We start from the raw sequence: 19,674 nt of genomic DNA on the forward strand, positions 1-19,674 counted from the left end.
CTCAAAACCGGCACCCTCTACGACGAGACGACCGCCTGGTCGCATCACGCAGAATCGGTTGCAGCTTGACATCTAAGCTCCTGGGATGTCTTTCGTTTCGAGGGCCCCTCCATCCTCACGGGCCTCATTCGTCACGCACAGTAACCAAACAGTTACTGTCGGTTACCATCCCGTGCTCCCACGTTTCTGGATTGTTACCGGAAACAACAAACTGCCGGACGGAAGGGTCTTCCAAAGCAGGCCGTGGCGGAATACGTTGCCGCAAACAACATTCATCCGGGCCCCTCCGGAAGAAAGGACCCTGCATCATGCGCAAGGGGATCCTCAGCCTGACCGCCGCGGCGGCGACGCTCGCCCTCGGTCTCACCGCCTGCGGGGGCGAAAGCGGTCAGACCGGCACCACCGCCACCTCCTCCGCCTCGGCGACGCAGCCCGCGAAGGCCGGCAAGATCGGCGTCATCCTCCCGGACAGCAAGTCGTCGGCGCGCTGGGAGACGGCGGACCGCAAGTACCTGGAAGAGGCGTTCAAGGCCGCCGGCGTCCAGTACGACATCCAGAACGCCCAGAACGACAAGACGGCGTTCCAGACCATCGCCGACCAGATGATCACCAACGGGGCCACCGTCCTGATGATCGTCAACCTGGACAGCGGCAGCGGCAAGGCCGTGATCGAGAAGGCCAAGTCGCAGGGCGTGGCCACCATCGACTACGACCGCCTGACCCTGGGCGGCGGCGCCGCCTACTACGTCAGCTTCGACAACACCAAGGTCGGCACGCTCCAGGGCGAGGGCCTGAGCAAGTGCCTGGCCGACAAGAAGGCCGACAAGCCCATCGTCGCCTACCTGAACGGCTCGCCGACCGACAACAACGCGACCCTGTTCAAGAACGGCTACGACGGCGTGCTCAAGCCCAAGTTCGACTCCGGCGAGTACGTCAAGGGCCCCGACCAGGCCGTGCCCGACTGGGACAACACCCAGGCCGGGACGATCTTCGAGCAGATGCTCACCCAGCAGCCGAAGATCGCCGGCGTGCTGGCCGCCAACGACGGCCTCGGCAACGCCGCCATCACCGTGCTGAAGAAGCAGAACCTCAACGGCAAGGTGCCGGTCACCGGCCAGGACGCCACCGTCCAGGGCCTGCAGAACATCCTGGCGGGCGACCAGTGCATGACGGTCTACAAGGCGGTCAAGAAGGAGGCCGACGCCGGGGCCAAGCTCGCCGTCGCGCTGGCCAAGGGCGAGAAGCCCACGGCGAGCGCCAGCGTCAAGGACCCCGAGACCAGCCAGGACGTGCCCTCCGAGCTGCTGGAGCCGCAGGCCATCACCTTCGACAACGTCAAGGACGTCGTGGCCGACGGTTACGTCACCAAGGAGGAGCTCTGCACCGCCGACTTCGCCAAGAAGTGCACTGAGGCCGGAATTCAATAGCCTGGACGGGCGCGGCCGGGTGCCACCGGCGCGCGGCCGCGCCCCTCTTTAGGGAGCCCCATGACCCCCCTCCTCGAAGTGCGCGGGATCGACAAGAGCTTCGGTCCGGTGAAGGTGCTGCACGAGGTCGAGTTCTCCGCCTACCCCGGCGAGGTCACGGCGCTCGTCGGCGACAACGGCGCCGGCAAGTCGACGCTGGTCAAGTGCATCGGCGGCATCTACCCCATCGATTCCGGCCAGATCCTCTTCGACGGCCGCCAGGTCGCCGTCCACACCCCCCGGGACGCGGGCGAGCTCGGCATCGAGATCGTCTACCAGGACCTGGCGCTCTGCGACAACCTCGACATCGTCCAGAACATGTTCCTCGGCAGGGAACGCAAGAACGGCTTCCTGCTCGACGAGGACAGCATGGAGGAGCTGGCCGAGAAGACGCTCAGCAGCCTGTCCGTGCGCACGGTGAAGTCCATCAGGCAGCAGGTCTCCAGCCTGTCCGGCGGCCAGCGGCAGACCGTCGCGATCGCCAAGGCCGTGTTGTGGAACAGCAAGGTCGTCATCCTCGACGAGCCCACCGCGGCCCTCGGGGTGGCCCAGACGGCGCAGGTGCTCGAACTCGTGCGCAGGCTGGCCGACACGGGCCTCGCGGTCGTCCTCATCTCGCACAACATGAACGACGTGTTCGCCGTCTCCGACCGGATCGCGGCGCTCTACCTCGGCAGGATGGCCGCCCAGGTCAAGACCGCCGACGTGACGCACGCCCAGGTCGTCGAACTGATCACCTCGGGTCGCAGCGGCGAACTCGGCCTCAAGAACGGGGTCACCCCATGAGCAAGGTCAAGGAACTCCCGGGCGAGGCCATCGTCGTCGCCGCGCAGTCCCCGTCGATCGCGCACAGCGTACGGGCGTACTGGGAGCGCGTCCGGGGCGGCGACATGGGCGCGCTGCCCGCCGTGCTCGGCCTGATCGTGCTCTGCACGGTCTTCGCCCTGGCCCGGCCCGCGTTCGTCACCTCGATCAACTTCGCCAACCTGTTCACCCAGGGCGCGAACGTCACGCTCATCGCCATGGGCCTGGTCTTCGTCCTGCTGCTGGGCGAGATCGACCTGTCGGCCGGGTTCGCCAGCGGCGTCTGCGCGGCGGTGCTCGCCGTCACGCTGGCCACCTTCGGCCTGCCCTGGTACGTCTGCGTGCTGGCCGCCATCGTCACCGGCGTGCTCATCGGCGTCGTCCTGGGCACGCTGGTGGCCAAGGTGGGCATACCGTCGTTCGTGGTCACGCTGGCCGCCTTCCTGGCCTTCCAGGGCCTGGTCCTGGTGCTGGTCAACGAGGGCACGAACATCTCCGTCCGGGACAGCGTGATCGTCGCCGTGGCCAACAAGAACCTGCCGCCGCTGCTCGGCTGGATCCTGTACGCGGTGTGCGTGGCGGGGTTCGCGGCCGTGCAGCTCCTGCGGGCCAGGAACCGGTCCGCGCGCGGCCTGGTCGCCGACCCGCTGTCGCTGATCGCGGCGCGCGTGGGCGCCCTGGCGCTGCTCGGCGGGCTCGCGGTCTACGTGCTGAACCTGGAGCGCAGCCGCAACCCCGCGCTGGTCTCGCTCACCGGCGTGCCGATCGTGGTGCCGGTGATCGTCGTGCTGCTGGTCGTGTGGACGCTGGTGCTGCGGCGCACCGCGTTCGGCCGGCACCTGTACGCGGTCGGCGGCAACACCGAGGCCGCGCGCCGGGCGGGCATCCCGGTCGACCGCATCAAGATCGCGGCGTTCGTGATCTGCTCCGCGATGGCGGCGGTCGGCGGGATCGTGGCCGCCTCCCGGGCCAGCTCGGTCGACCCGAACACGGGCGGCAGCTCGGTGCTGCTGTACGCGGTCGGCGCGGCCGTCATCGGCGGCACCAGCCTGTTCGGCGGCAAGGGGCGGGTGCTGGACGCGGTGCTCGGCGGCGCCGTGGTGGCCGTGATCGAGAACGGCATGGGCCTGATGGGCTACGGTGCGAGCGTGAAGTACCTGGTCACCGGGTGCGTGCTGCTGCTCGCCGCAGGCGTCGACGCCCTGGCGCGCAAGCGGGCGGCTGCTGCTGGTCTAAGGTGATCAGCGACCCGCAGCCCCTGAAGGAACCCCAGACGATGCGTGCCGGACCGTCCCAGGAGGACATCAGGCGCCACAATCTCGGCGCGCTGCTTCGCCATGTCCATCTGGGCGGGCCGATCTCGCGCGCCGAGCTGACCTCGAAGATGGGGCTCAACCGCAGCACCATCATGGCGCTGACGTCCGACCTCACCGCCGCCGGGCTGGTGCGGGAGGAGCTGCCGCGCGAGACCGGCCGGGCCGGCCGGCCCTCGCTGGTGGTGCGCCCCGAGTCGGCGCGCGTCTACGTGTTCGCGTTCGACGTGGGCCCCGACCGGCTCGTGGCGGCGCGGGTGGGGCTGGGCGGCGTCATCCTCGACCGCAGGGAGACCACCCGCGACCGGGGCAAATTCGCCCTCGACGAGCTGGCCGGGGTGCTGTCGGGGTTCGCCAGGCAGATGCGGCGCAAGACGCGCGACGACACCGTGTGCGTCGGCGCCGCCGCCGCCGTGTCCGGCGGGGTGCGCAAGGGCGACGGCGTGGTGACGTTCGGGCCCAACCTGATGGCCCACGACGTGCCGTTCGGCGAGGAGCTGGGCCGCAGGCTGGGCCTCGGGCTGCCGGTCAGCGTGGGCAACGACGCCAACCTGGCGGCCCTGGCCGAGCACAGCCGCGGCCTCGGCGTGGGCGTGCGCGACCTCATCTGCCTGCACGGCGACGTGGGCATCGGCGGCGGCATCATCACCGGCGGCCACCTGCTCGGCGGCTTCGACGGCTACGGCGGCGAGGTCGGCCACATGGTCGTCAACCCCGGCGGGCGCGAGTGCTCCTGCGGCTCGCACGGCTGCCTGGAGGCCGAGGTGGGGGAGCGGGCGCTGCTGGAGCTGGCCGGCCGTTTCGGGCCCGGCCAGCACGGCCGCGACGCGGTCCGCGCCGTGGTCGACGCGGCCGACCGGGGCGACATCGTCGCGCAGGAGGCGCTGAGCCGGGTCGGCGACTGGCTCGGGCTCGGCGTGGCGAACCTGGTCAACATCTTCAACCCGGAGATGGTGATCTTCGGGGGCATGCTGCGGGAGGTCTACCTCGGCTCGGCGGCGCAGGTCCGCACCCGGCTGGCGCTGCACGCCATGGCCCCCCAGCGCGAGCACGTACGGCTGCGCACGTCGGCGCTCGGCGACCACGTCACCCTGGTCGGGGCGGCCGAGCTGGCCTTCGCCCACGTGCTGGCCGACCCGCTGGAAGTGCTGGCCAGGGTCAGCTCCTAGCGCACCCGGGCCTTGGGGGCCGTCCAGGTGTCGCAGGCGGCGGCGGAGCCGTCGCGATAGCCGCGGTTCTGCCAGTAGGCCAGGTTGCGCGGGCGGCCGTGGATCTTGCTGTAGTCCGCCCGGCGGACGGCGTCCAGCCATTCGCGCCAGGTGACATCAGGTTTGATCGAGGTGAGCGCGGCGCTGTAGAAGACGCCGGCGAAGCACTCGGCCTGCATCTCCAGCCGGTGGCTGAGCAGGGTGCGGGCCCCCGTGGAGGCGGGCTGGTACAGGGCGTTCTGCGCGTCCAGCACGCCGGTGAGCTCCTGGACGTGGTGACCCCACTCGTGCGCGACGGAGTGCGCGACGTTCATCCGGAACGGGTCGTCCAGGTCGTGCTTCATGACGCGGATGACGATCGTGCGCTGCACCGGGCAGTACTGCGCGCCGTTGGCGGTGATCCGGCCGCAGACCGAGTCGCCGCCGGTGGTGACGGTCACCTCGGGCGGGGTGTAGGCCAGGCCCGCGGCCGCGAACCGGCCGGCCCAGAACCGGTCGGCGCACCTGGCCATGGCCCGGTGGAACGACTTGAGCGAGGCGGCGCTGCCCGCCCTGATGGCGGGGACGGCGCAGGCCAGGCGTTCGCGTGAGACGACCGGCGCGGCCGACAACCCCCCTCGCGCCGGGCGGCCCGCCGCGGCCGACGGAGCCGGCGACAGCAGAACCGCGATCATGCACATGGCAAGCGCCATGAGGGGAATGCGCACGATCGCGGATCTTAGAGGAGTTTGTACGAGTTTGGCTTAGCTGACCTTGCCCTTGGGGGCGGCCCAGGTGTTGCAGGAGCCCGCCGACTTGCCGGTGAAGCCGCGCTTGAGCCACCACGCGACGTTGGCGTCCGAGCCGTGGCTCAGGTCGGCCGAGGAGCGCGTCTTCACGCCGAGCGCGCTCAGGTCGGCCGGGTCGTGCGAGCCCTTGAGCAGGGAGTCGAACTCCTTCTGGCTACGGCCCAGCGAGTCCCAGACGCTGCCCATGAACACCCCGGCGTAGCACTCGGCCTGCAGCTCGGTACGGCGCACCGGCTCCAGGTTCCGCGGGTTGTCCAGGACGTACTCGCCGCGCTTGTTGTGCCGGAGCATGCCGGTGAGCTTCTGGACGTGGTGGCCGTACTCGTGGGCCACCACCAGCATCAGCACCGGGTCCGACGGCTCCTCCACGACGTTCGGGCTGAGCAGGAGGGTCATCGTCTTGTTGACCGGGCAGTACAGCGCCTGCGCGCCCCCCGGGAAGCCGCCGCAGCCCGTGGGGGCGCCCAGCTTGGTGATCACCTGGAACTTCGGCTTGCTGAAGGCGAAGCCCGCCTGCTTGAGCTTGGGAGCCCAGGCCTTGTCGAGGCATTCGAGCACCGCCTCGAAGTAGACCCGCGCCTCGTCCTCGGTCCCGGACCGGACCGGCGGCTCCTCGCACGTCCTGAGCGCGAGCCGGCCGGTCTTGTAGATCGGGTTCTTCGTCAGGACCGGCTTGCTCGCCGGGGCGGCCACGGCCGCGTGGGCCGTACCGGCGACGAAAACGCTCGCCAGGGCGCCGGCAATGATCGCCAATCGGGGGGTACGCATGGGAAGGCACACTACAAAAGAGAGAGATCCAGGTAAAGCGGAAATGCCAGACGTCACTGGACGTTTCGCGCAGCCGCCGCCCACGTGTTGCACGCGCCGGGCGCGCCCCGGTTGAAGCCCCTGGTCATCCAGGCCGCCTGCGTCGGGCCCTTGCCGTGGTCGTTCTGCGGCCAGCCCTTGGCGCCGTTCTTGTAGAACCACTGGACCGTGTAGTCCCAGTCGGACTGGTTCACCAGGGCGGTGCCCTTCATCGTGCTCATGAAGACGGCGGAGAAGCACTCGGCCTGCAGCTCGGACTTGCGCGAGAGCTGGAGGCGCGCCGCCTTGCCCGCGGTGTTCCTGGCCGTCCAGTAGTAGTTCCAGATGCCGGAGGCCTGCTGGACGTGGTGGCCGTACTCGTGGGCGATCAGGCGGCTGATGCCGAGCGGGAACGGGTTGCGCAGCTGGGCGCGGCTGATCAGCAGGTACATCGTGCGGTCGGTGGAGCAGTAGACGCCGTCGGCGCCGGTGTTCCAGGCGCCGCAGGGCGTCCTGACCTTCTTGGTGATGATCCGCAGCCGGGGCTTGCTGAACGGCATGCGGGCCTTGCGGAACTGCGTGGCCCACGCCTTGTTCAGGCAGTTCGTCACCCGCGTGAGGAAGCGGCGGTAGGCGATCATGCTGCCCGCGGGCAGCGCGCCCGGCGCGCAGTTCACGTCGGCGAGCCTGCCGGTCCGGTAGAGGGCGTTGGCCGTGGCCTGCGCCATGCCGCCGGGCGCGGCGGCGCCGGCTCGGGCCGCGGCGGGCGACGAGGCGAGTTTCTGGGCTTGGCTGACCGGCGCACGCTCGGCCGAGGTCGTGGCGACGTCGGAAAGCACGAGCACGAGGGAGGCGGCGGCCATGGCGAGTGCGAGAGTCGCGGCGGCCCCGGCCGCGATCTTGCCTTTAGGGAGGGAGTTCATATGTCCGGAAAGACTAGGTCAAGATCGGACATAAGTGGGTGGATTTGACTCGATGGAGTCAGCGAGACGTCGGCGAACTAGACTCTTCTGCGTCGTCGAAAAGGAACAGACGGCGAACGAGGCAGAGGGGAGTCGCATCCGTGAGCGGGTTGCTGGGCTCGATAGAGGGACCGCACGACGTCAAACGGCTCGCTGTTGAGGAGCTGCCGCGGCTCGCGGGGGAGATCCGTGACCTGCTCGTCGACGCCTGCGCCAGGTTCGGCGGCCACCTCGGGCCGAACCTGGGCGTGGTCGAGCTCACCATCGCCGTCCACCGCGTCTTCGACTCCCCGCGCGACCCGGTCATCTGGGACACCGGCCACCAGGCGTACGTGCACAAGCTGCTCACCGGCCGCGCGGCCGGGTTCGAGGCGCTCAAGCAGGAGGGCGGCCTGTCCGGCTACCCGAGCCAGACCGAGTCCGAGCACGACTTCGTCGAGAACTCCCACGCCTCCACCGCCCTGTCCTACGCCGACGGCCTGGCCAAGGCGTTCAAGCTGCGCGGCGAGCGCGAGCGCACGGTCGTCGCGGTGATCGGCGACGGCGCGCTCACCGGCGGCATGGCCTGGGAGGCGCTGAACAACATCGCCGCGATCAAAGACCTGCCCGTCGTGATCGTGGTCAACGACAACGGCCGCTCCTACTCCCCGACCATCGGCGGCCTGGCCTCCCACCTGTCCTCGCTGCGCGTCAACCGCCGCTACGAGGACATGCTCGAATACGTCAAGGACAAGCTCGGGAACGTTCCCGTCCTCTACGACGCCCTCCACGGCTTCAAGAAGGGCGTCAAGGACGTCCTGGCCCCGCAGGTCATGTTCGAGGACCTCGGCCTGAAGTACGTCGGCCCCATCGACGGCCACGACGAGCAGGCCATGGAGGCGGCGCTGCGCAAGGCCCGCGCCTTCCGCGGGCCGGTCATCGTGCACGCCCTCACCCAGAAGGGCCGCGGCTACACCCCCGCAGAGAACCACGACGAAGACCAGTTCCACTCGCCCGGCGCCTTCGACCGCGCCACCGGCGCCGAGAAGCCCAAGCCGCGCATCTGGACCAACGTCTTCAGCGAGGAGCTGGTCAGGCTCGGCAAGGAGCGCGAGGACCTGGTCGCCATCACCGCGGCCATGCTCCACCCCACCGGCCTCAACGCCTTCGCCGACGCCTTCCCCGACCGCATCTACGACGTCGGCATCGCCGAGCAGCACGCGCTGACCAGCGCCGCCGGCCTCGCGCTCGGCGGCCTGCACCCGGTCGTGGCCGTCTACGCCACCTTCCTCAACCGGGCCTTCGACCAGCTCCTGATGGACGTCGCCCTGCACCGGCTGCCGGTCACCGTCGTCCTCGACCGGGCCGGCGTCACCGGCGACGACGGCGCCAGCCACAACGGCATGTGGGACCTGTCGATCCTCCAGGTCGTGCCCGGCCTGCGGATCGCGGTGCCGCGCGACGGCGACCGCGTCACCGAGCTGCTGCGCGAGGCCGTGGAGGTCTCCGACGGGCCGACCGTGCTGCGCTTCCCCAAGGGCCCGGTGGCCGAGCCCCTGGAGTCCGTGGGCCGCCTGGGCGAGATGGACCTGCTGCGGGCCGCCGAGGGCGAGCCGGACGTGCTGCTGGTGGGCGTCGGCCCGATGGCGCACGTGTGCATGGAGGCGGCCGTCCTGCTCGACGCGCAGGGCATCTCGGCCACCGTGGTCGACCCGCGCTGGGTCAAGCCGCTCGACGAGGCGCTGACGCTGGCCGCCGGCGCCCACAAGCTGGTCGCCGTGGTCGAGGACAACGGCCGCGTGGGCGGCGTGGGCGACGCCGTGGCCCGCCTGCTCCGCGACGCCGACGTCGACGTCCCGGTGCGCACCTTCGGCATCCCGCAGGAGTTCCTCGACCACGCCAAGCGGGCCGCGATCCTCGGCCGCATCGGCCTGACCGGCCAGGACCTCGCGCGCCAGATCACCGAGGCCGTCGCGAAGCGGACCTCCCGCGTGGAGCAGCCGGTCCGCCGTTGAGCACCCGGCGGACCACGGCGGTGATCGCCAGCATGACGACCACCGCCGCGGCCGCCGCCGGCAGCAGCAGGCCCGCCTCCCGCCGCGCCATCTGCCCGGCCACCGCCCCCAGCACGATGTACGTGCTCACCCACGCCGTGCTGCCCAGCAGGGCCCACGGCATGAACCGGCGGTAGGGCATGCCCACCGCGCCCGCCAGGGCCGGCGTCAGCGCGTGCACCACCGGCAGGAAGTAGGCCAGGGCCAGCGCCCAGCCGCTGCGCCGCAGGATCTGCTCGGCCCGGGTCCAGCGCTCCTCGCCGACGCGCCGGCCGAGCCTGCTGTCGCGCAGGCGGGGGCCGTACCGGCGGCCCAGGCGGTGGCCGCCCGTCGCGCCCAGGACGCAGGCCAGCACGCCGGTGCCGATCAGGGCCAGCGTCTCCGGCACGCTGCCCGACGTGGCGCCCGCGACGAGCAGCAGGCCGTCGCCCGGCGTGATCAGGCCGATCCCGACCGAGGCGTCCAGGGTCAGGAAGACCAGGACGAGCGCCAGCACCACCGCCACGTCCTGACCGGCCAGCGTGTCCAGCAGGTCGTCCACCATGATGCGGGTCCGCTACCCCCGACGAGGCGCTTCACCGGCGGGCCCGGCGCGAGCGCATGATCACGGAGGGTCTGGGAAGGATCGCTGATCGTGGACATCTTTCGCACGAAGAGCGTCGAACAGTCGATCCGCGACACCGAGACTCCCGAGCACCAGCTGCGCAAGCGCCTGACCGCCATGGACCTCATGGTGTTCGGCATCGGCGTGATCGTCGGCACCGGGATCTTCGTGCTCACCGGCCAGGTGGCCAAGGAGGTGGCCGGGCCGGCGGTCGCGGTCTCGTTCGTCGTGGCGGCCGTCGTGTGCGGGCTGGCGGCGCTGTGCTACGCCGAGTTCGCCTCGACCATCCCCGTGGCCGGGTCCGCCTACACCTTCTCCTTCGCCACCCTCGGCGAGTTCCCCGCCTGGGTGATCGGCTGGGACCTGATCCTGGAGCTGGCGCTGGCCGCGGCCGTGGTGTCGGTCGGCTGGTCGGGCTACTTCGCCTCGATGCTCGACTCCGTCGGCATCCACCTGCCGGCCTCCATCGCGGGCGACGATCCCGTGGTCAACGTGCCCGCGGTGGCCATCGTGCTGATCCTCACCGCGATCCTGGTGGCCGGCATCAAGATCTCCTCGCGGGTCAACCTGATCCTGGTGATCACCAAGATCACGGTGGTGCTGCTGGTCATCGTGGCCGGGCTCTTCTTCGTCAAGGCCGCCAACTACACGCCCTTCATCCCCGAGCCGGTGGCCTCGCCGCGGGTCGAGGGGCTGAAGGCGCCGCTGATCCAGGTGCTGTTCGGGGTCACGCCCGTCGCGTTCGGCGTGATCGGCATCTTCTCGGCCGCGGCGATCGTGTTCTTCGCCTTCATCGGCTTCGACATCGTGGCCACCGCCGCCGAGGAGACCGTGCGCCCGCAGCGCGACGTGCCGCGCGGCATCATCGGCTCGCTGGCCGTCTGCACGATCCTCTACGTCGCCGTCTCGCTGGTGGTGGTCGGCATGCAGCCGTACAGGCAGCTGAGCACGAGCGCGCCGCTGTCGGACGCGTTCACCGCCGTCGGCCAGCCCTGGCTGGCCACCATCATCAGCGTGGGCGCCATCGCCGGTCTGACGACCGTGGTGCTGGTGCTGCTGCTCGGGCAGACCCGGGTGTTGTTCGCCATGTGCCGTGACGGCCTGCTGCCGCGCCGGCTGGCCGTCGTCCACCCCACCTTCGGCACGCCCGCCAGGCTCACCGTCCTCATCGGCCTGGTGACCATGGCGCTGGCCGGGTTCGTGTCGTTCGGGGAGCTGGCCGAGCTGGTGAACATCGGCACGCTGTTCGCGTTCATGGTGGTGTCCGTCGGCGTGATCGTGCTCCGGCGCACCCGGCCCGACCTGGAGCGGGCCTTCCGGGTGCCGATGGTGCCGCTGCTGCCGATCCTGTCGGTGCTGGCCTGCCTCTACCTGATGCTCAACCTGCCGCTGGAGACGTGGCTCAGGTTCGTCGTCTGGATGGTCATCGGCGTGGTCGTCTACTTCGCCTACGGCTACCGGCACAGCAGGCGGGGCGCCGTGCCCGGCCTGTGACGCGCGAGAGGGGCGGGCCGGCCGCCCGCCCCCCTCACCCGCTCAGATCGCCAGGAGCGTTCCGAGGCCCGCCTTCATCGTGCAGGCGTTGGTGTAGACCTTGCCCCACTGGACGGTCTTGCCGTACCACTTGCCGAGGATCATGACGGCGCGCGGCTCCACCTCCTTGCCGCAGGCCGCGGCCGCCTTCGGCGAGACGTTGATCTTGGCCGGGTCGCCCTTCACCTTGCGCAGGAGCTCGCAGGCGGCGTGGGCGGAGGGGTGGGTGCCGCCGTCGGGGCTGCAGTTGAGCCAGGCACCCTTGGTGGGGCCGTTCTTCACTGCCACGGTGACCTTGAGGGTGACCTTGGGGGTGGGGGGCGCCGCCGCCAGGGAGGGCGACGACGCGCCGAGCACGAGGGCTCCGCACAGAGCGATCGTGCCGACTGCTCGCATCATGGTTACTCTCCGTTCGTAGGACGGCACAGTACGCTACGGCGAAGGCGGCCATGACGTACGGAGACCCGCCGGGCGGGCCTCCGTAAAATCACGCGGGCAGCGAGGCCACACCGGGCGGAAGGAACCGGGGCTGGGCGATCCCTGACCTGTCCAGATAAGGCGTGATGCCACCCAGATGGAACGGCCAGCCGGCGCCCAGGATCATGCACAGGTCGATGTCCTGCGGCCCGGCGACGACGCCCTCGTCCAGCATGATCCGGATCTCCCGGGACAGCGCCCCGAGCACCCGCTCGCGGACCTGCTCGGCCGTGGACGGCGACGCGCCGCCGGCGAACAGGGCCACCGCCTCCGGGTCGAGCGAGAAGTCCGGACGGTAGACGCCCGGCTTGCCCGAGGCGACCAGCTTGGCCATGTTCTCCGAGACGCCGAACCGCTCGGGGAAGGCCGCGTGCAGCGTCTCGGCGACGTGCAGGCCGACGGCCGGGCCGACGAGCTGCAGCAGCGCGAAGGGCGTCATCGGCAGCCCCAGGCCGTCGAGCGCGTGCTCGGCGACCTCCAGCGGCGTGCCCTCGTCCACGGCGGCCACGACCTCGCCCATGAAGCAGGTCAGCAGCCGGTTGACCACGAACGCCGGCGCGTCCTTGACCAGCACGGACGACTTCCGCAGCGACTTGCCCACCGCGAACGCCGTGGCCAGCGTGGCGTCGTCGGTCGAGGCGCCCCGGATGATCTCCAGCAGCGGCATCACGGCGACCGGGTTGAAGAAGTGGAACCCGACCAGCCGCTCGGGGTGCGCCAGCCCGGCCCCCATCTCGGTGAGCGAGAGCGAGGAGGTGTTGGTGGCGAGCACGCACTCGGCCGACACCACGGCCTCGACCTCGGCGAACACCTGCTTCTTGACCGCCATGTCCTCGAAGACGGCCTCGATGACGAAGTCGGCGTCGGCGAAGGCGTCCTTGGTCAGGGAGCCGGTGACCAGGGACTTGAGCCGGTTGGCCTGGTCGGCCGAGACGCGGCCCTTGCCCAGCAGCTTGTCGACCTCGGCGTGCACGTACCCCACGCCCTTGTCCAGGCGGGACTGGTCGAGGTCGGTCAGCACGACCGGGACCTCCAGACGGCGGGCGAACAGCAGCGCCATCTGCGAGGCCATCAGCCCGGCGCCCACGACGCCGACCTTGGTGACCTTGCGGGCCAGCGACCTGTCCGGCGCGCCGGCCGGACGCTTGGCCCGGCGCTGGACCAGGTCGAAGGAGTAGAGCCCGGCCCGCAGTTCGTCGCCCATCAGCAGGTCGGCCAGCGCCTGCGTCTCGGCGGCGAAGCCCTCGTCGCGCGAGGCGGTCGCGGCCAGCGCGATGAGGTCGAGCGCCCGGTAGGGGGCGGGGGAGGCGCCGCGCAGCTTCATGTCCACCAGGAAGCGCGCGTCGGCGACGGCCTTGTCCCAGCCGTCGTGCTGCTGCCGCTCGACGGCGACCTCGCCCTTGACCACGCGGGCGGCCCAGCGCAGCGACTCCTCCAGGAAGTCGGCCGGCTCGAACATCGCGTCCGCGACGCCCAGCTTGTAGGCGTCCGCGCCCTTGATCATGCGGTTCTGCGACAGCGGGTTCTCGATGATCAGTTTGATCGCGTTCGCCGGGCCGATCAGGCGGGGGAGCAGCTGCGTGCCGCCCCAGCCGGGCACCAGGCCGAGGAAGCACTCGGGCAGCGCCACCGCGGGCACGCCGGAGGAGATCGTCCGGTACGCGCAGTGCAGCGCGATCTCCAGGCCGCCGCCCATGGCCGCGCCGTTCACGAACGCGAACGTCGGGATCGGCAGCTCGCCCAGCCTGCGGAAGACGTGGTGGCCCAGCGCGCCGATGGCCTCGGCCTCCGCGCGGGAGGCCACGGCGGCCGCGCCCTTGAGGTCGGCGCCGACGGCGAAGATGAACGGCTTGCCGGTGACGCCCACGGCGGCCAGGTCGGTGCGCTCCGCGATCCGCGACAGGGCCTCCTCCAGCGCGAACAGGCCGTGCGGGCCGAAGGTGTTGGGCTTGGTGTGGTCGAAGCCGTTGTCCAGGGTGATCAGGGCCATCGTGCCGGCGCCGCCGGGCAGCGGCACGTCGCGCACGAGGGCCTTGGTGACGACCTCGTCGGTGTTGCGCCCGCTCAGCAGCGCGCGCCAGGTCTCGATGTCGCTCATGCCAGGTTCTCCCAGATCACAGTGCCGCCCATGCCCATGCCGACGCACATGGTGGTGATGCCGTACCGCACGTCGGGCCGCTCGCCGAACTGGCGGGCGAGCTGCGTCATGAGCCGGACGCCCGAGGAGGCCAGCGGGTGGCCGAAGGCGATCGCGCCGCCGTAGGGGTTGACGCGCTGGTCGTCGTCGGCGATGCCGAAGTGCTCCAGGAAGGCCAGCACCTGGACGGCGAACGCCTCGTTGATCTCGAACAGGCCGATGTCGCCGATGGACAGCCCGGCCAGCCGCAGCGCCCGCTCGGTGGACGGGATCGGGCCCACGCCCATCACCTCGGGGTCCACGCCCGCGAAGGCGTAGGAGACCAGGCGCATCTTCGGCGTCAGGCCGAGCTCGCCGGCGACCTCGCGGGCGGCCACGATGCAGCCGGTGGCGCCGTCGTTGATGCCGGAGGAGTTGCCCGCGGTGACGTTGCCGTGCGGGCGGAAGGGCGTCTTGAGCGCGCCCAGCGCCTCCATCGTGGTGCCGGGGCGCGGCGCCTCGTCCTCGGCGGCCAGGCCCCAGCCCTTCTCGGCCGTCCGGACCGCGGTGGGCACGAGGTCGGGCTGGATCTTGCCGTCGGCGTACGCCTTGGCCGCCTTCTCCTGCGAGAGCACCGCGTAGGCGTCGGCGCGCTCCTTGGAGATCGACGGGTAGCGGTCGTGCAGGTTCTCCGCGGTCATGCCCATGACCAGCGCGCTCGGGTCGACCAGCTTCTCCGACAGGAACCGCGGGTTGGGGTCCACGCCCTCGCCCATCGGGTGGCGGCCCATGTGCTCGACGCCGCCGGCGATGGCCACGTCGTAGGCGCCGAAGGCGATGCCGCCCGCGACCGTGGTGACCGCGGTCATCGCGCCCGCGCACATGCGGTCGATCGCGTAGCCGGGCACGCTCTTGGGCAGACCGGCCAGCACCGCCGCCGAGCGGCCGATGGTCAGGCCCTGGTCGCCGATCTGGGTCGTCGCGGCGATGGCCACCTCGTCCACGCGCTCGGGAGGCAGACCGGGGTTGCGCCGGATGAGCTCGCGGATGACGCGGACGACCATGTCGTCGGCGCGGGTCTCCGCGTACAGTCCCTTCGGCCCTGACCTGCCGAAGGGCGTGCGTACGCCGTCGACGAACACGACGTCACGAGAGGAAGGCACGGATTCGCTCCTCGTTCTTGGATGGGGTTCCGCGCCTATGCTACTCGTCGGTAACCACCCCGCAGACGAGGGCGGCGGTCAGCAGCGCGTAAACGATCGGCATGGGCGGTTCCCAGAGATGGGCGCGGGCTCCGAGCAGGGCGGCGACCGCCACGGCCGCGCCCGTCCAGAGCGCCGCGCCCCCTCGTGGACGCGCGCCCCGGCCGGGATCCCACGGATCGCCAGGTGATCCTCCCGGACGACCGGCGCGCGCCACTATCCCCAGGGCGTCCCGTGCCCACCAGATGAGGAACGACACCCCCGCGGCCAGACCGAGCACCATGGCGGCCTCGACGACCCAGCTCAGGGCGTCGGCGAAGGCGTACAGGGCGGCCGCCCTGAACTGGCCCGGAGAGGTGGCGCCGAGCAGCAGCAGCACGGCCCAGCCGGACGCGACGCCGAGCCGGCTCAGCGGACGCCGCCGGGCCGAGGGCGGCACGGCGAACAGCTCGCGCTCGCGCCGGCGCACCAGGCGCGCCCGCGCGCCCCACACCAGCTGGGTGACCGCCAGGACGGGCAGCGCGATCGCGAACACCGCCAGCGAGAGCACGGCGAGCGGTAACGTCTGCTCTCTGGTCGGCGCGCGGTCGGCCAGCACCTGTGACGTGGCCAGCAGCGCGATCGAGCCGGCGAGGGCGACGAAGACGGCCCGGCGGGCGGTCCGGGCGGCGGTGCGCAGCCCGGCCAGCGCCTCGGCGCCTGGAGGGGGCGCCATCTCGGTCAGAAGCATGGACGTCATGATGGCGTCACGGACCGTAGTGACGCCGCGGATTCGCGCGCATTGCATGGAGCCCTCGCCGGACGCGTCCACCGGAGGCTACTATCGGGCGAAATTTGCGACACGCCGTATATACGGCGGATTGTCAGTATGCTGCGCGTCACACCAGAGGGGGCCGCGCTCTGCGAGGGGCGCGCGGGGGTGCGTCCTGTGCGGGCGCGCGTAGAGGGGGGCGCGTGAGCGAGGGCCGGAGAGCGGCGGGACGGCCGCAGCATCGCCCCGACCGCCACCCCGACCGCCACCCCGACCACCGCCCCGATCAGCGCCCCGACCGTCGCCTGGACCGGCCCCCGGGGCCTGCGCGGCGGATCACGCCGCTGGCGTGGGTGAGCATGGCGCTGACGTTCGTGCTGGTCGCCGTCACGCTGGGCGGGTACGCCTACTACCGCAGCATCGACAACGAGATCCCGCGCGTGCCCGTGGACGCCGGGCCGTCGCGGCCGCCCGAGACCGGCGCGCTGAACGTGCTGCTCGTCGGCTCGGACTCGCGCGAGGGCGACAACAAGAAGTACGGCGCGAAGTCGCAGGGCCTCGGCGAGCGCACCGACACGATCATGGTGCTGCACATCTCACCGGACCGGGACAAGGCCACTATGATCAGCTTCCCCCGGGACACCATGGTCATGATCCCGCAGTGCCGGAGCCGCACCGGCACGATGCTGGCCGGCGGGCTGCGCCAGATCAACTCCGCCTTCAACGACGGCGGCATCGACTGCACGGTCCGGACGCTCGAAGCGCTCACCAACATCAAGATCAACCACATCGTGAAGGTGGACTTCACCGGCTTCAAGGGCATCGTCGACGCCCTCGGCGGCATCGAGATCTGCCTGCCCAAGGCGGTCAACGACCCCAAGGCCAAGCTCGTGCTCAGCGCGGGCAAGCACGTCGTCAAGGGCGAGCAGGCCCTCGGCTACGTGCGCACCCGCTACGCCCTCGGTGACGGCAGCGACCTCGGCCGCATCCAGCGCCAGCAGGTCTTCCTCACCAAGGTGCTGGACAAGATCACCGATGGCGGGCTGCTCACCGACCCCGGCAAGCTGAACGCGTTCCTGCGGGCCGGGGCCAAGGCCGTCACTCTGGACGACAGGCTCACGCTGGACCGGATGCTGGAGATCGCCAGAAGCGTCCAGGGGCTGACCGCCAAGGAGCTCAAGGGCATCACCGTGCCGGTGGAGGCCTACCCGGCCGACAAGAACCGGGTGCAGCTCAAGCAGCCGGACGCGCGCAACTTCTTCGAGGCCGTGCGCTCCGACGTCAACGTGACCCCGCCCTCGGCCGCCGCCGCCAAGCCGAAGGTCGCGAACGAGCGGGTACGCGTCCAGGTGCTCAACGGCACGACCGAGCTGGGCAAGGCCGGTCAGGTGGCCGACGAGCTGGCCGACCAGGGGTTCGCCGTCGTCCAGGTCGGCAACGCCGCGCCGGTGGCCACCACGTCGATCCGGTACGCGAAGAAGGACGCCGAGAACGGCGCCGTCTACGGGGACGCCGTGGCCGCCCGGCTGTCGAAGGACAAGCGCACGCCGGTGGCGGGCAAGGTCGCCCCGGTGAACCCGAAGCCGTACGCGACCAAGGTCACCCCGCTGCCCGACGGGCCGATCGTGCAGCTCGTCATCGGGGCCGACTGGCCGGGCGTGCGGGTGGCGTCGGCGATCCCGGGCTCGCTCAAGGACAAGGTGGTCGACTCCACCACGAACCCCTGCCTGTGAGCCGGCCGGCGGGTTAGAGGTCCTCGGCCAGCAGCAGATCGACCAGGCCGGGGAAGCGGGCGTCGAGGTCGTCGCGGCGCAGCCGGATGAACAGCTTGCGGCCTTCCGGGCGCTGGCAGATGACGCCGGCCTCGCGCAGCACCCGCCAGTGGGCGGTCAGCGTCGACTTCGGCACGTCGGCCACGACCTCGCCGCAGAACAGCTCGTCCCCCGAGGCCAGCGCGCGCACGATCTTGGCGCGTACGGGATGGCCGAGCGCGGCGAGCACCTCCACCAACTGGATCTGGTCACGCGACGGGTGCAGCATGCCGCCATTGTACGGATAACACGAACGATGATTTGACGGACATTGTTCGTATGTACGAGGATTACGTACTCATCCGGGTTCGAGGAGGGTGCTGTGTTCGATGTCGCCGTGGTGGGTGGCGGGCCTGTGGGCATGTTGCTCGCCGCCGAGCTGGGCCTGCAGGGGGTGCGGCCGCTGGTGCTCGAACGGCTCGCCGTGCCGACCGGCCAGTCCAAGGCCGGGACGCTGCACGCGGGCGCGGCCCGCAGCCTCGACCGGCGCGGGCTGCTGGAGGCGGTGGGGCGGTCCACGTACGGGAGCGTGAGCTTCCACTTCTCCGGCATGTTCGGGCTCGACCTCGGCGCGGTCTCGGACGGCGGGCCCAGCATCGTGGGCAGCCCGCAGGCGTGGGCCGAGCAGGTGTTCGCCCGCCGCGCGGCGGCCCTCGGCGCGGAGATCCGGCGCGGCCAGGACGTCACCGGCCTGGAGCAGCGGGACGACCACGTCGCCCTGACCGTGAACGGCCACGAGCTGACCGCCCGGTACGTCGTCGGCGCCGACGGCGCGCGCAGCGTCGTGCGCAAGGCCGCCGGCATCCCGTTCACCGGCGCCGGGGCCCGGGTCGCCGCGCTCATGGGCGACGTGCGGCTGCTCGACCCGTACACGGTGCCGCCGGGCTACACGCGCACGCCGCGGGGCTGGGTCATCGTCTGGCTCGACCCCGCCGGGCACAGCCGCGTCACCACCTACGACTTCCGCGCCCCGCACGCCGACCGCGAGGCCCCCGTCGCGATCGAGGAGCTCCAGGAGGCGGCCGAGCACATCCTCGGCGTCCCGGTCCCGATGGCCGGCGCGCGCAACCTGTCCCGGTACGGCGACGCCGCCCTGCAGGCCGAGACCTACCGCGCGGGCCGCGTCCTGCTGGCCGGGGACGCCGCGCACGTGCACTTCCCGTGGGGCGGCCAGGGGCTGAACACCGGCCTGGGGGACGCCTTCAACCTGGGCTGGAAGCTGGCCGCCGAGGTGCGCGGCGAGGCCCCCGCCGGGCTGCTGGACAGCTACCACGCCGAGCGCCATCCGGCCGGCGCGCGGGTGTTGTGGAACGTGCGGGCCCAGAGCGCGCTGGCCCACCCCGACCCGGCCGTCGACCCGCTGCGCGAGCTGTTCGCCGAGCTGATGCGGTTCGACCAGGTCAACGAGTACCTGAGCGGGATGATCGCCGGGGTGGACACCGTCTACGACGTGGGCGTGCCGGGGGCCGGGCGGATGGCGCCCGACCTGCCGGTCAAGACGGCCGGCGGCGTGGTGCGCACCGCGGAGCTGCTGCGCGGCGGCCGGGCGCTGCTGCTGGACCTCGGCGGGCGCGACGACCTGGTGGCCGCGGCCGCGCCGTGGGCGGACCGGCTGGAGATCGTGCGGGGGAGCGCGGAGCACGACGCCGAGGCGCTGCTCGTGCGTCCCGACGGTTACACGGCCTGGACGTCGGAGGCCCGGGGGCACCCGCTGGAGGCCGCGCTCGCCCGCTGGCTGGGGCGAATGTGACGCAGAGTAACTTTAGTGAAACATGTGAAATATCCGGACAAGTCTGTTAAGAAAGGTCGCGGTCCGTATT

General features: G+C 71.2%; 17 protein-coding genes. 8 read left to right on the forward strand and 9 right to left on the reverse strand.

The annotated features are described in order from the left end of the window. Nucleotides 1-308: 308 nt before the first annotated feature. From ABT158_RS47750 to ABT158_RS47765, 4 genes are read left to right on the forward strand one after another with little or no spacing between them, the layout of a single operon-like run. A complete protein-coding gene (locus ABT158_RS47750) occupies nucleotides 309-1,427 on the forward strand; it encodes a sugar ABC transporter substrate-binding protein (protein WP_352365553.1) in 1,119 nt (372 codons plus the stop codon). 60 nt (nucleotides 1,428-1,487) lie between these two features. After that, on the forward strand, nucleotides 1,488-2,252 hold the full coding sequence (locus ABT158_RS47755; protein WP_352365555.1) for an ATP-binding cassette domain-containing protein: 765 nt from the start codon (nucleotides 1,488-1,490) through the stop codon (nucleotides 2,250-2,252). Continuing rightward, nucleotides 2,249-3,511, forward strand: coding sequence for a sugar ABC transporter permease (locus ABT158_RS47760; protein ID WP_352365557.1), 1,263 nt, complete (start codon nucleotides 2,249-2,251; stop codon nucleotides 3,509-3,511). Before ABT158_RS47755 ends, ABT158_RS47760 begins: the two co-directional genes overlap by 4 nt. A gap of 35 nt (nucleotides 3,512-3,546) precedes the next feature. Then, nucleotides 3,547-4,752: an ROK family transcriptional regulator gene (locus tag ABT158_RS47765; protein ID WP_352365559.1), complete on the forward strand. Its 1,206-nt coding sequence runs from the start codon at nucleotides 3,547-3,549 to the stop codon at nucleotides 4,750-4,752. Here the strand turns inward: ABT158_RS47765 and ABT158_RS47770 are convergent. Genes ABT158_RS47770 through ABT158_RS47780 form a run of 3 tightly spaced genes read right to left on the reverse strand, consistent with a single transcriptional unit; the run spans nucleotide 4,749 to nucleotide 7,288 of the window. Then, the gene (locus ABT158_RS47770; RefSeq protein WP_352365561.1) at nucleotides 4,749-5,498 is read right to left on the reverse strand and encodes a neutral zinc metallopeptidase; all 750 of its coding nucleotides are present in this window, start codon (nucleotides 5,496-5,498) and stop codon (nucleotides 4,749-4,751) included. The genes ABT158_RS47765 and ABT158_RS47770 overlap by 4 nt on opposite strands. 36 nt (nucleotides 5,499-5,534) lie before the next feature. Then, on the reverse strand, nucleotides 5,535-6,347 hold the full coding sequence (locus tag ABT158_RS47775) for a neutral zinc metallopeptidase (RefSeq protein WP_352365562.1): 813 nt from the start codon (nucleotides 6,345-6,347) through the stop codon (nucleotides 5,535-5,537). 53 nt (nucleotides 6,348-6,400) lie between these two features. Continuing rightward, nucleotides 6,401-7,288 (reverse strand): neutral zinc metallopeptidase, encoded by an 888-nt coding sequence (locus ABT158_RS47780; RefSeq protein WP_352365564.1) that lies wholly within the window; start codon nucleotides 7,286-7,288, stop codon nucleotides 6,401-6,403. 140 nt (nucleotides 7,289-7,428) lie between these two features. Between ABT158_RS47780 and dxs the strand changes: the two genes are divergently transcribed. Next, nucleotides 7,429-9,321: a 1-deoxy-D-xylulose-5-phosphate synthase gene (gene dxs / locus ABT158_RS47785; RefSeq protein WP_387656681.1), complete on the forward strand. Its 1,893-nt coding sequence runs from the start codon at nucleotides 7,429-7,431 to the stop codon at nucleotides 9,319-9,321. On the opposite strand, the gene ABT158_RS47790 is transcribed toward dxs, so the two are convergent. Further along, the gene (locus tag ABT158_RS47790) at nucleotides 9,266-9,904 is read right to left on the reverse strand and encodes a DedA family protein (protein ID WP_352365566.1); all 639 of its coding nucleotides are present in this window, start codon (nucleotides 9,902-9,904) and stop codon (nucleotides 9,266-9,268) included. The two genes, dxs and ABT158_RS47790, sit on opposite strands and share 56 nt — an antisense overlap. A 90-nt stretch (nucleotides 9,905-9,994) precedes the next feature. Here ABT158_RS47790 and ABT158_RS47795 point away from each other — a divergent pair, with 90 nt between their 5' ends. Further along, nucleotides 9,995-11,458, forward strand: coding sequence for an amino acid permease (locus tag ABT158_RS47795; protein ID WP_352365568.1), 1,464 nt, complete (start codon nucleotides 9,995-9,997; stop codon nucleotides 11,456-11,458). A 42-nt stretch (nucleotides 11,459-11,500) separates the two neighbouring features. Here ABT158_RS47795 and ABT158_RS47800 read toward each other — a convergent pair whose 3' ends face one another. The 4 genes from ABT158_RS47800 to ABT158_RS47815 form a co-directional block, all read right to left on the reverse strand. Further along, the gene (locus tag ABT158_RS47800) at nucleotides 11,501-11,896 is read right to left on the reverse strand and encodes an SSI family serine proteinase inhibitor (protein ID WP_352365570.1); all 396 of its coding nucleotides are present in this window, start codon (nucleotides 11,894-11,896) and stop codon (nucleotides 11,501-11,503) included. 88 nt (nucleotides 11,897-11,984) lie between these two features. After that, entirely contained in the window at nucleotides 11,985-14,072 is a 2,088-nt protein-coding gene (locus ABT158_RS47805; protein ID WP_352365572.1) for a 3-hydroxyacyl-CoA dehydrogenase NAD-binding domain-containing protein, read from the reverse strand. After that, nucleotides 14,069-15,232, reverse strand: a complete 1,164-nt coding sequence (locus ABT158_RS47810) for a thiolase family protein (RefSeq protein WP_387656872.1) — start codon at nucleotides 15,230-15,232, stop codon at nucleotides 14,069-14,071. The genes ABT158_RS47805 and ABT158_RS47810 overlap by 4 nt, the downstream gene beginning before the upstream one ends. A 61-nt stretch (nucleotides 15,233-15,293) precedes the next feature. Further along, entirely contained in the window at nucleotides 15,294-16,022 is a 729-nt protein-coding gene (locus tag ABT158_RS47815) for a hypothetical protein (protein ID WP_352365576.1), read from the reverse strand. A gap of 224 nt (nucleotides 16,023-16,246) precedes the next feature. Here ABT158_RS47815 and ABT158_RS47820 point away from each other — a divergent pair, with 224 nt between their 5' ends. Further along, the gene (locus tag ABT158_RS47820) at nucleotides 16,247-17,776 is read left to right on the forward strand and encodes an LCP family protein (RefSeq protein WP_352365578.1); all 1,530 of its coding nucleotides are present in this window, start codon (nucleotides 16,247-16,249) and stop codon (nucleotides 17,774-17,776) included. Between the two features lie 13 nt (nucleotides 17,777-17,789). Here ABT158_RS47820 and ABT158_RS47825 read toward each other — a convergent pair whose 3' ends face one another. Next, nucleotides 17,790-18,083 (reverse strand): ArsR/SmtB family transcription factor, encoded by a 294-nt coding sequence (locus tag ABT158_RS47825; RefSeq protein WP_352365580.1) that lies wholly within the window; start codon nucleotides 18,081-18,083, stop codon nucleotides 17,790-17,792. A gap of 93 nt (nucleotides 18,084-18,176) precedes the next feature. Between ABT158_RS47825 and ABT158_RS47830 the strand changes: the two genes are divergently transcribed. Next, entirely contained in the window at nucleotides 18,177-19,604 is a 1,428-nt protein-coding gene (locus ABT158_RS47830; protein WP_352365581.1) for an FAD-dependent monooxygenase, read from the forward strand. Nucleotides 19,605-19,674 lie beyond the last annotated feature (70 nt).

Source organism: Nonomuraea sp. NPDC001636 (genome assembly GCF_040298265.1).
In the GTDB taxonomy this organism is placed as follows: domain Bacteria; phylum Actinomycetota; class Actinomycetes; order Streptosporangiales; family Streptosporangiaceae; genus Nonomuraea.

Excerpts from the sequence above, each read along its gene's own strand:
- ABT158_RS47755 (WP_352365555.1), top strand. The coding sequence starts at position 1,488 with ATGACCCCCCTCCTCGAAGTGCGCGGGATCGACAAGAGCTTCGGTCCG.
- ABT158_RS47815 (WP_352365576.1), bottom strand. The coding sequence starts at position 16,022 with ATGCTTCTGACCGAGATGGCGCCCCCTCCAGGCGCCGAGGCGCTGGCC.
- ABT158_RS47790 (WP_352365566.1), bottom strand. The coding sequence starts at position 9,904 with ATGGTGGACGACCTGCTGGACACGCTGGCCGGTCAGGACGTGGCGGTG.
- ABT158_RS47750 (WP_352365553.1), top strand. The coding sequence starts at position 309 with ATGCGCAAGGGGATCCTCAGCCTGACCGCCGCGGCGGCGACGCTCGCC.
- ABT158_RS47825 (WP_352365580.1), bottom strand. The coding sequence starts at position 18,083 with ATGCTGCACCCGTCGCGTGACCAGATCCAGTTGGTGGAGGTGCTCGCC.
- ABT158_RS47765 (WP_352365559.1), top strand. The coding sequence starts at position 3,547 with ATGCGTGCCGGACCGTCCCAGGAGGACATCAGGCGCCACAATCTCGGC.
- ABT158_RS47805 (WP_352365572.1), bottom strand. The coding sequence starts at position 14,072 with ATGAGCGACATCGAGACCTGGCGCGCGCTGCTGAGCGGGCGCAACACC.
- ABT158_RS47775 (WP_352365562.1), bottom strand. The coding sequence starts at position 6,347 with ATGCGTACCCCCCGATTGGCGATCATTGCCGGCGCCCTGGCGAGCGTT.
- ABT158_RS47760 (WP_352365557.1), top strand. The coding sequence starts at position 2,249 with ATGAGCAAGGTCAAGGAACTCCCGGGCGAGGCCATCGTCGTCGCCGCG.
- ABT158_RS47780 (WP_352365564.1), bottom strand. The coding sequence starts at position 7,288 with ATGAACTCCCTCCCTAAAGGCAAGATCGCGGCCGGGGCCGCCGCGACT.
- ABT158_RS47800 (WP_352365570.1), bottom strand. The coding sequence starts at position 11,896 with ATGATGCGAGCAGTCGGCACGATCGCTCTGTGCGGAGCCCTCGTGCTC.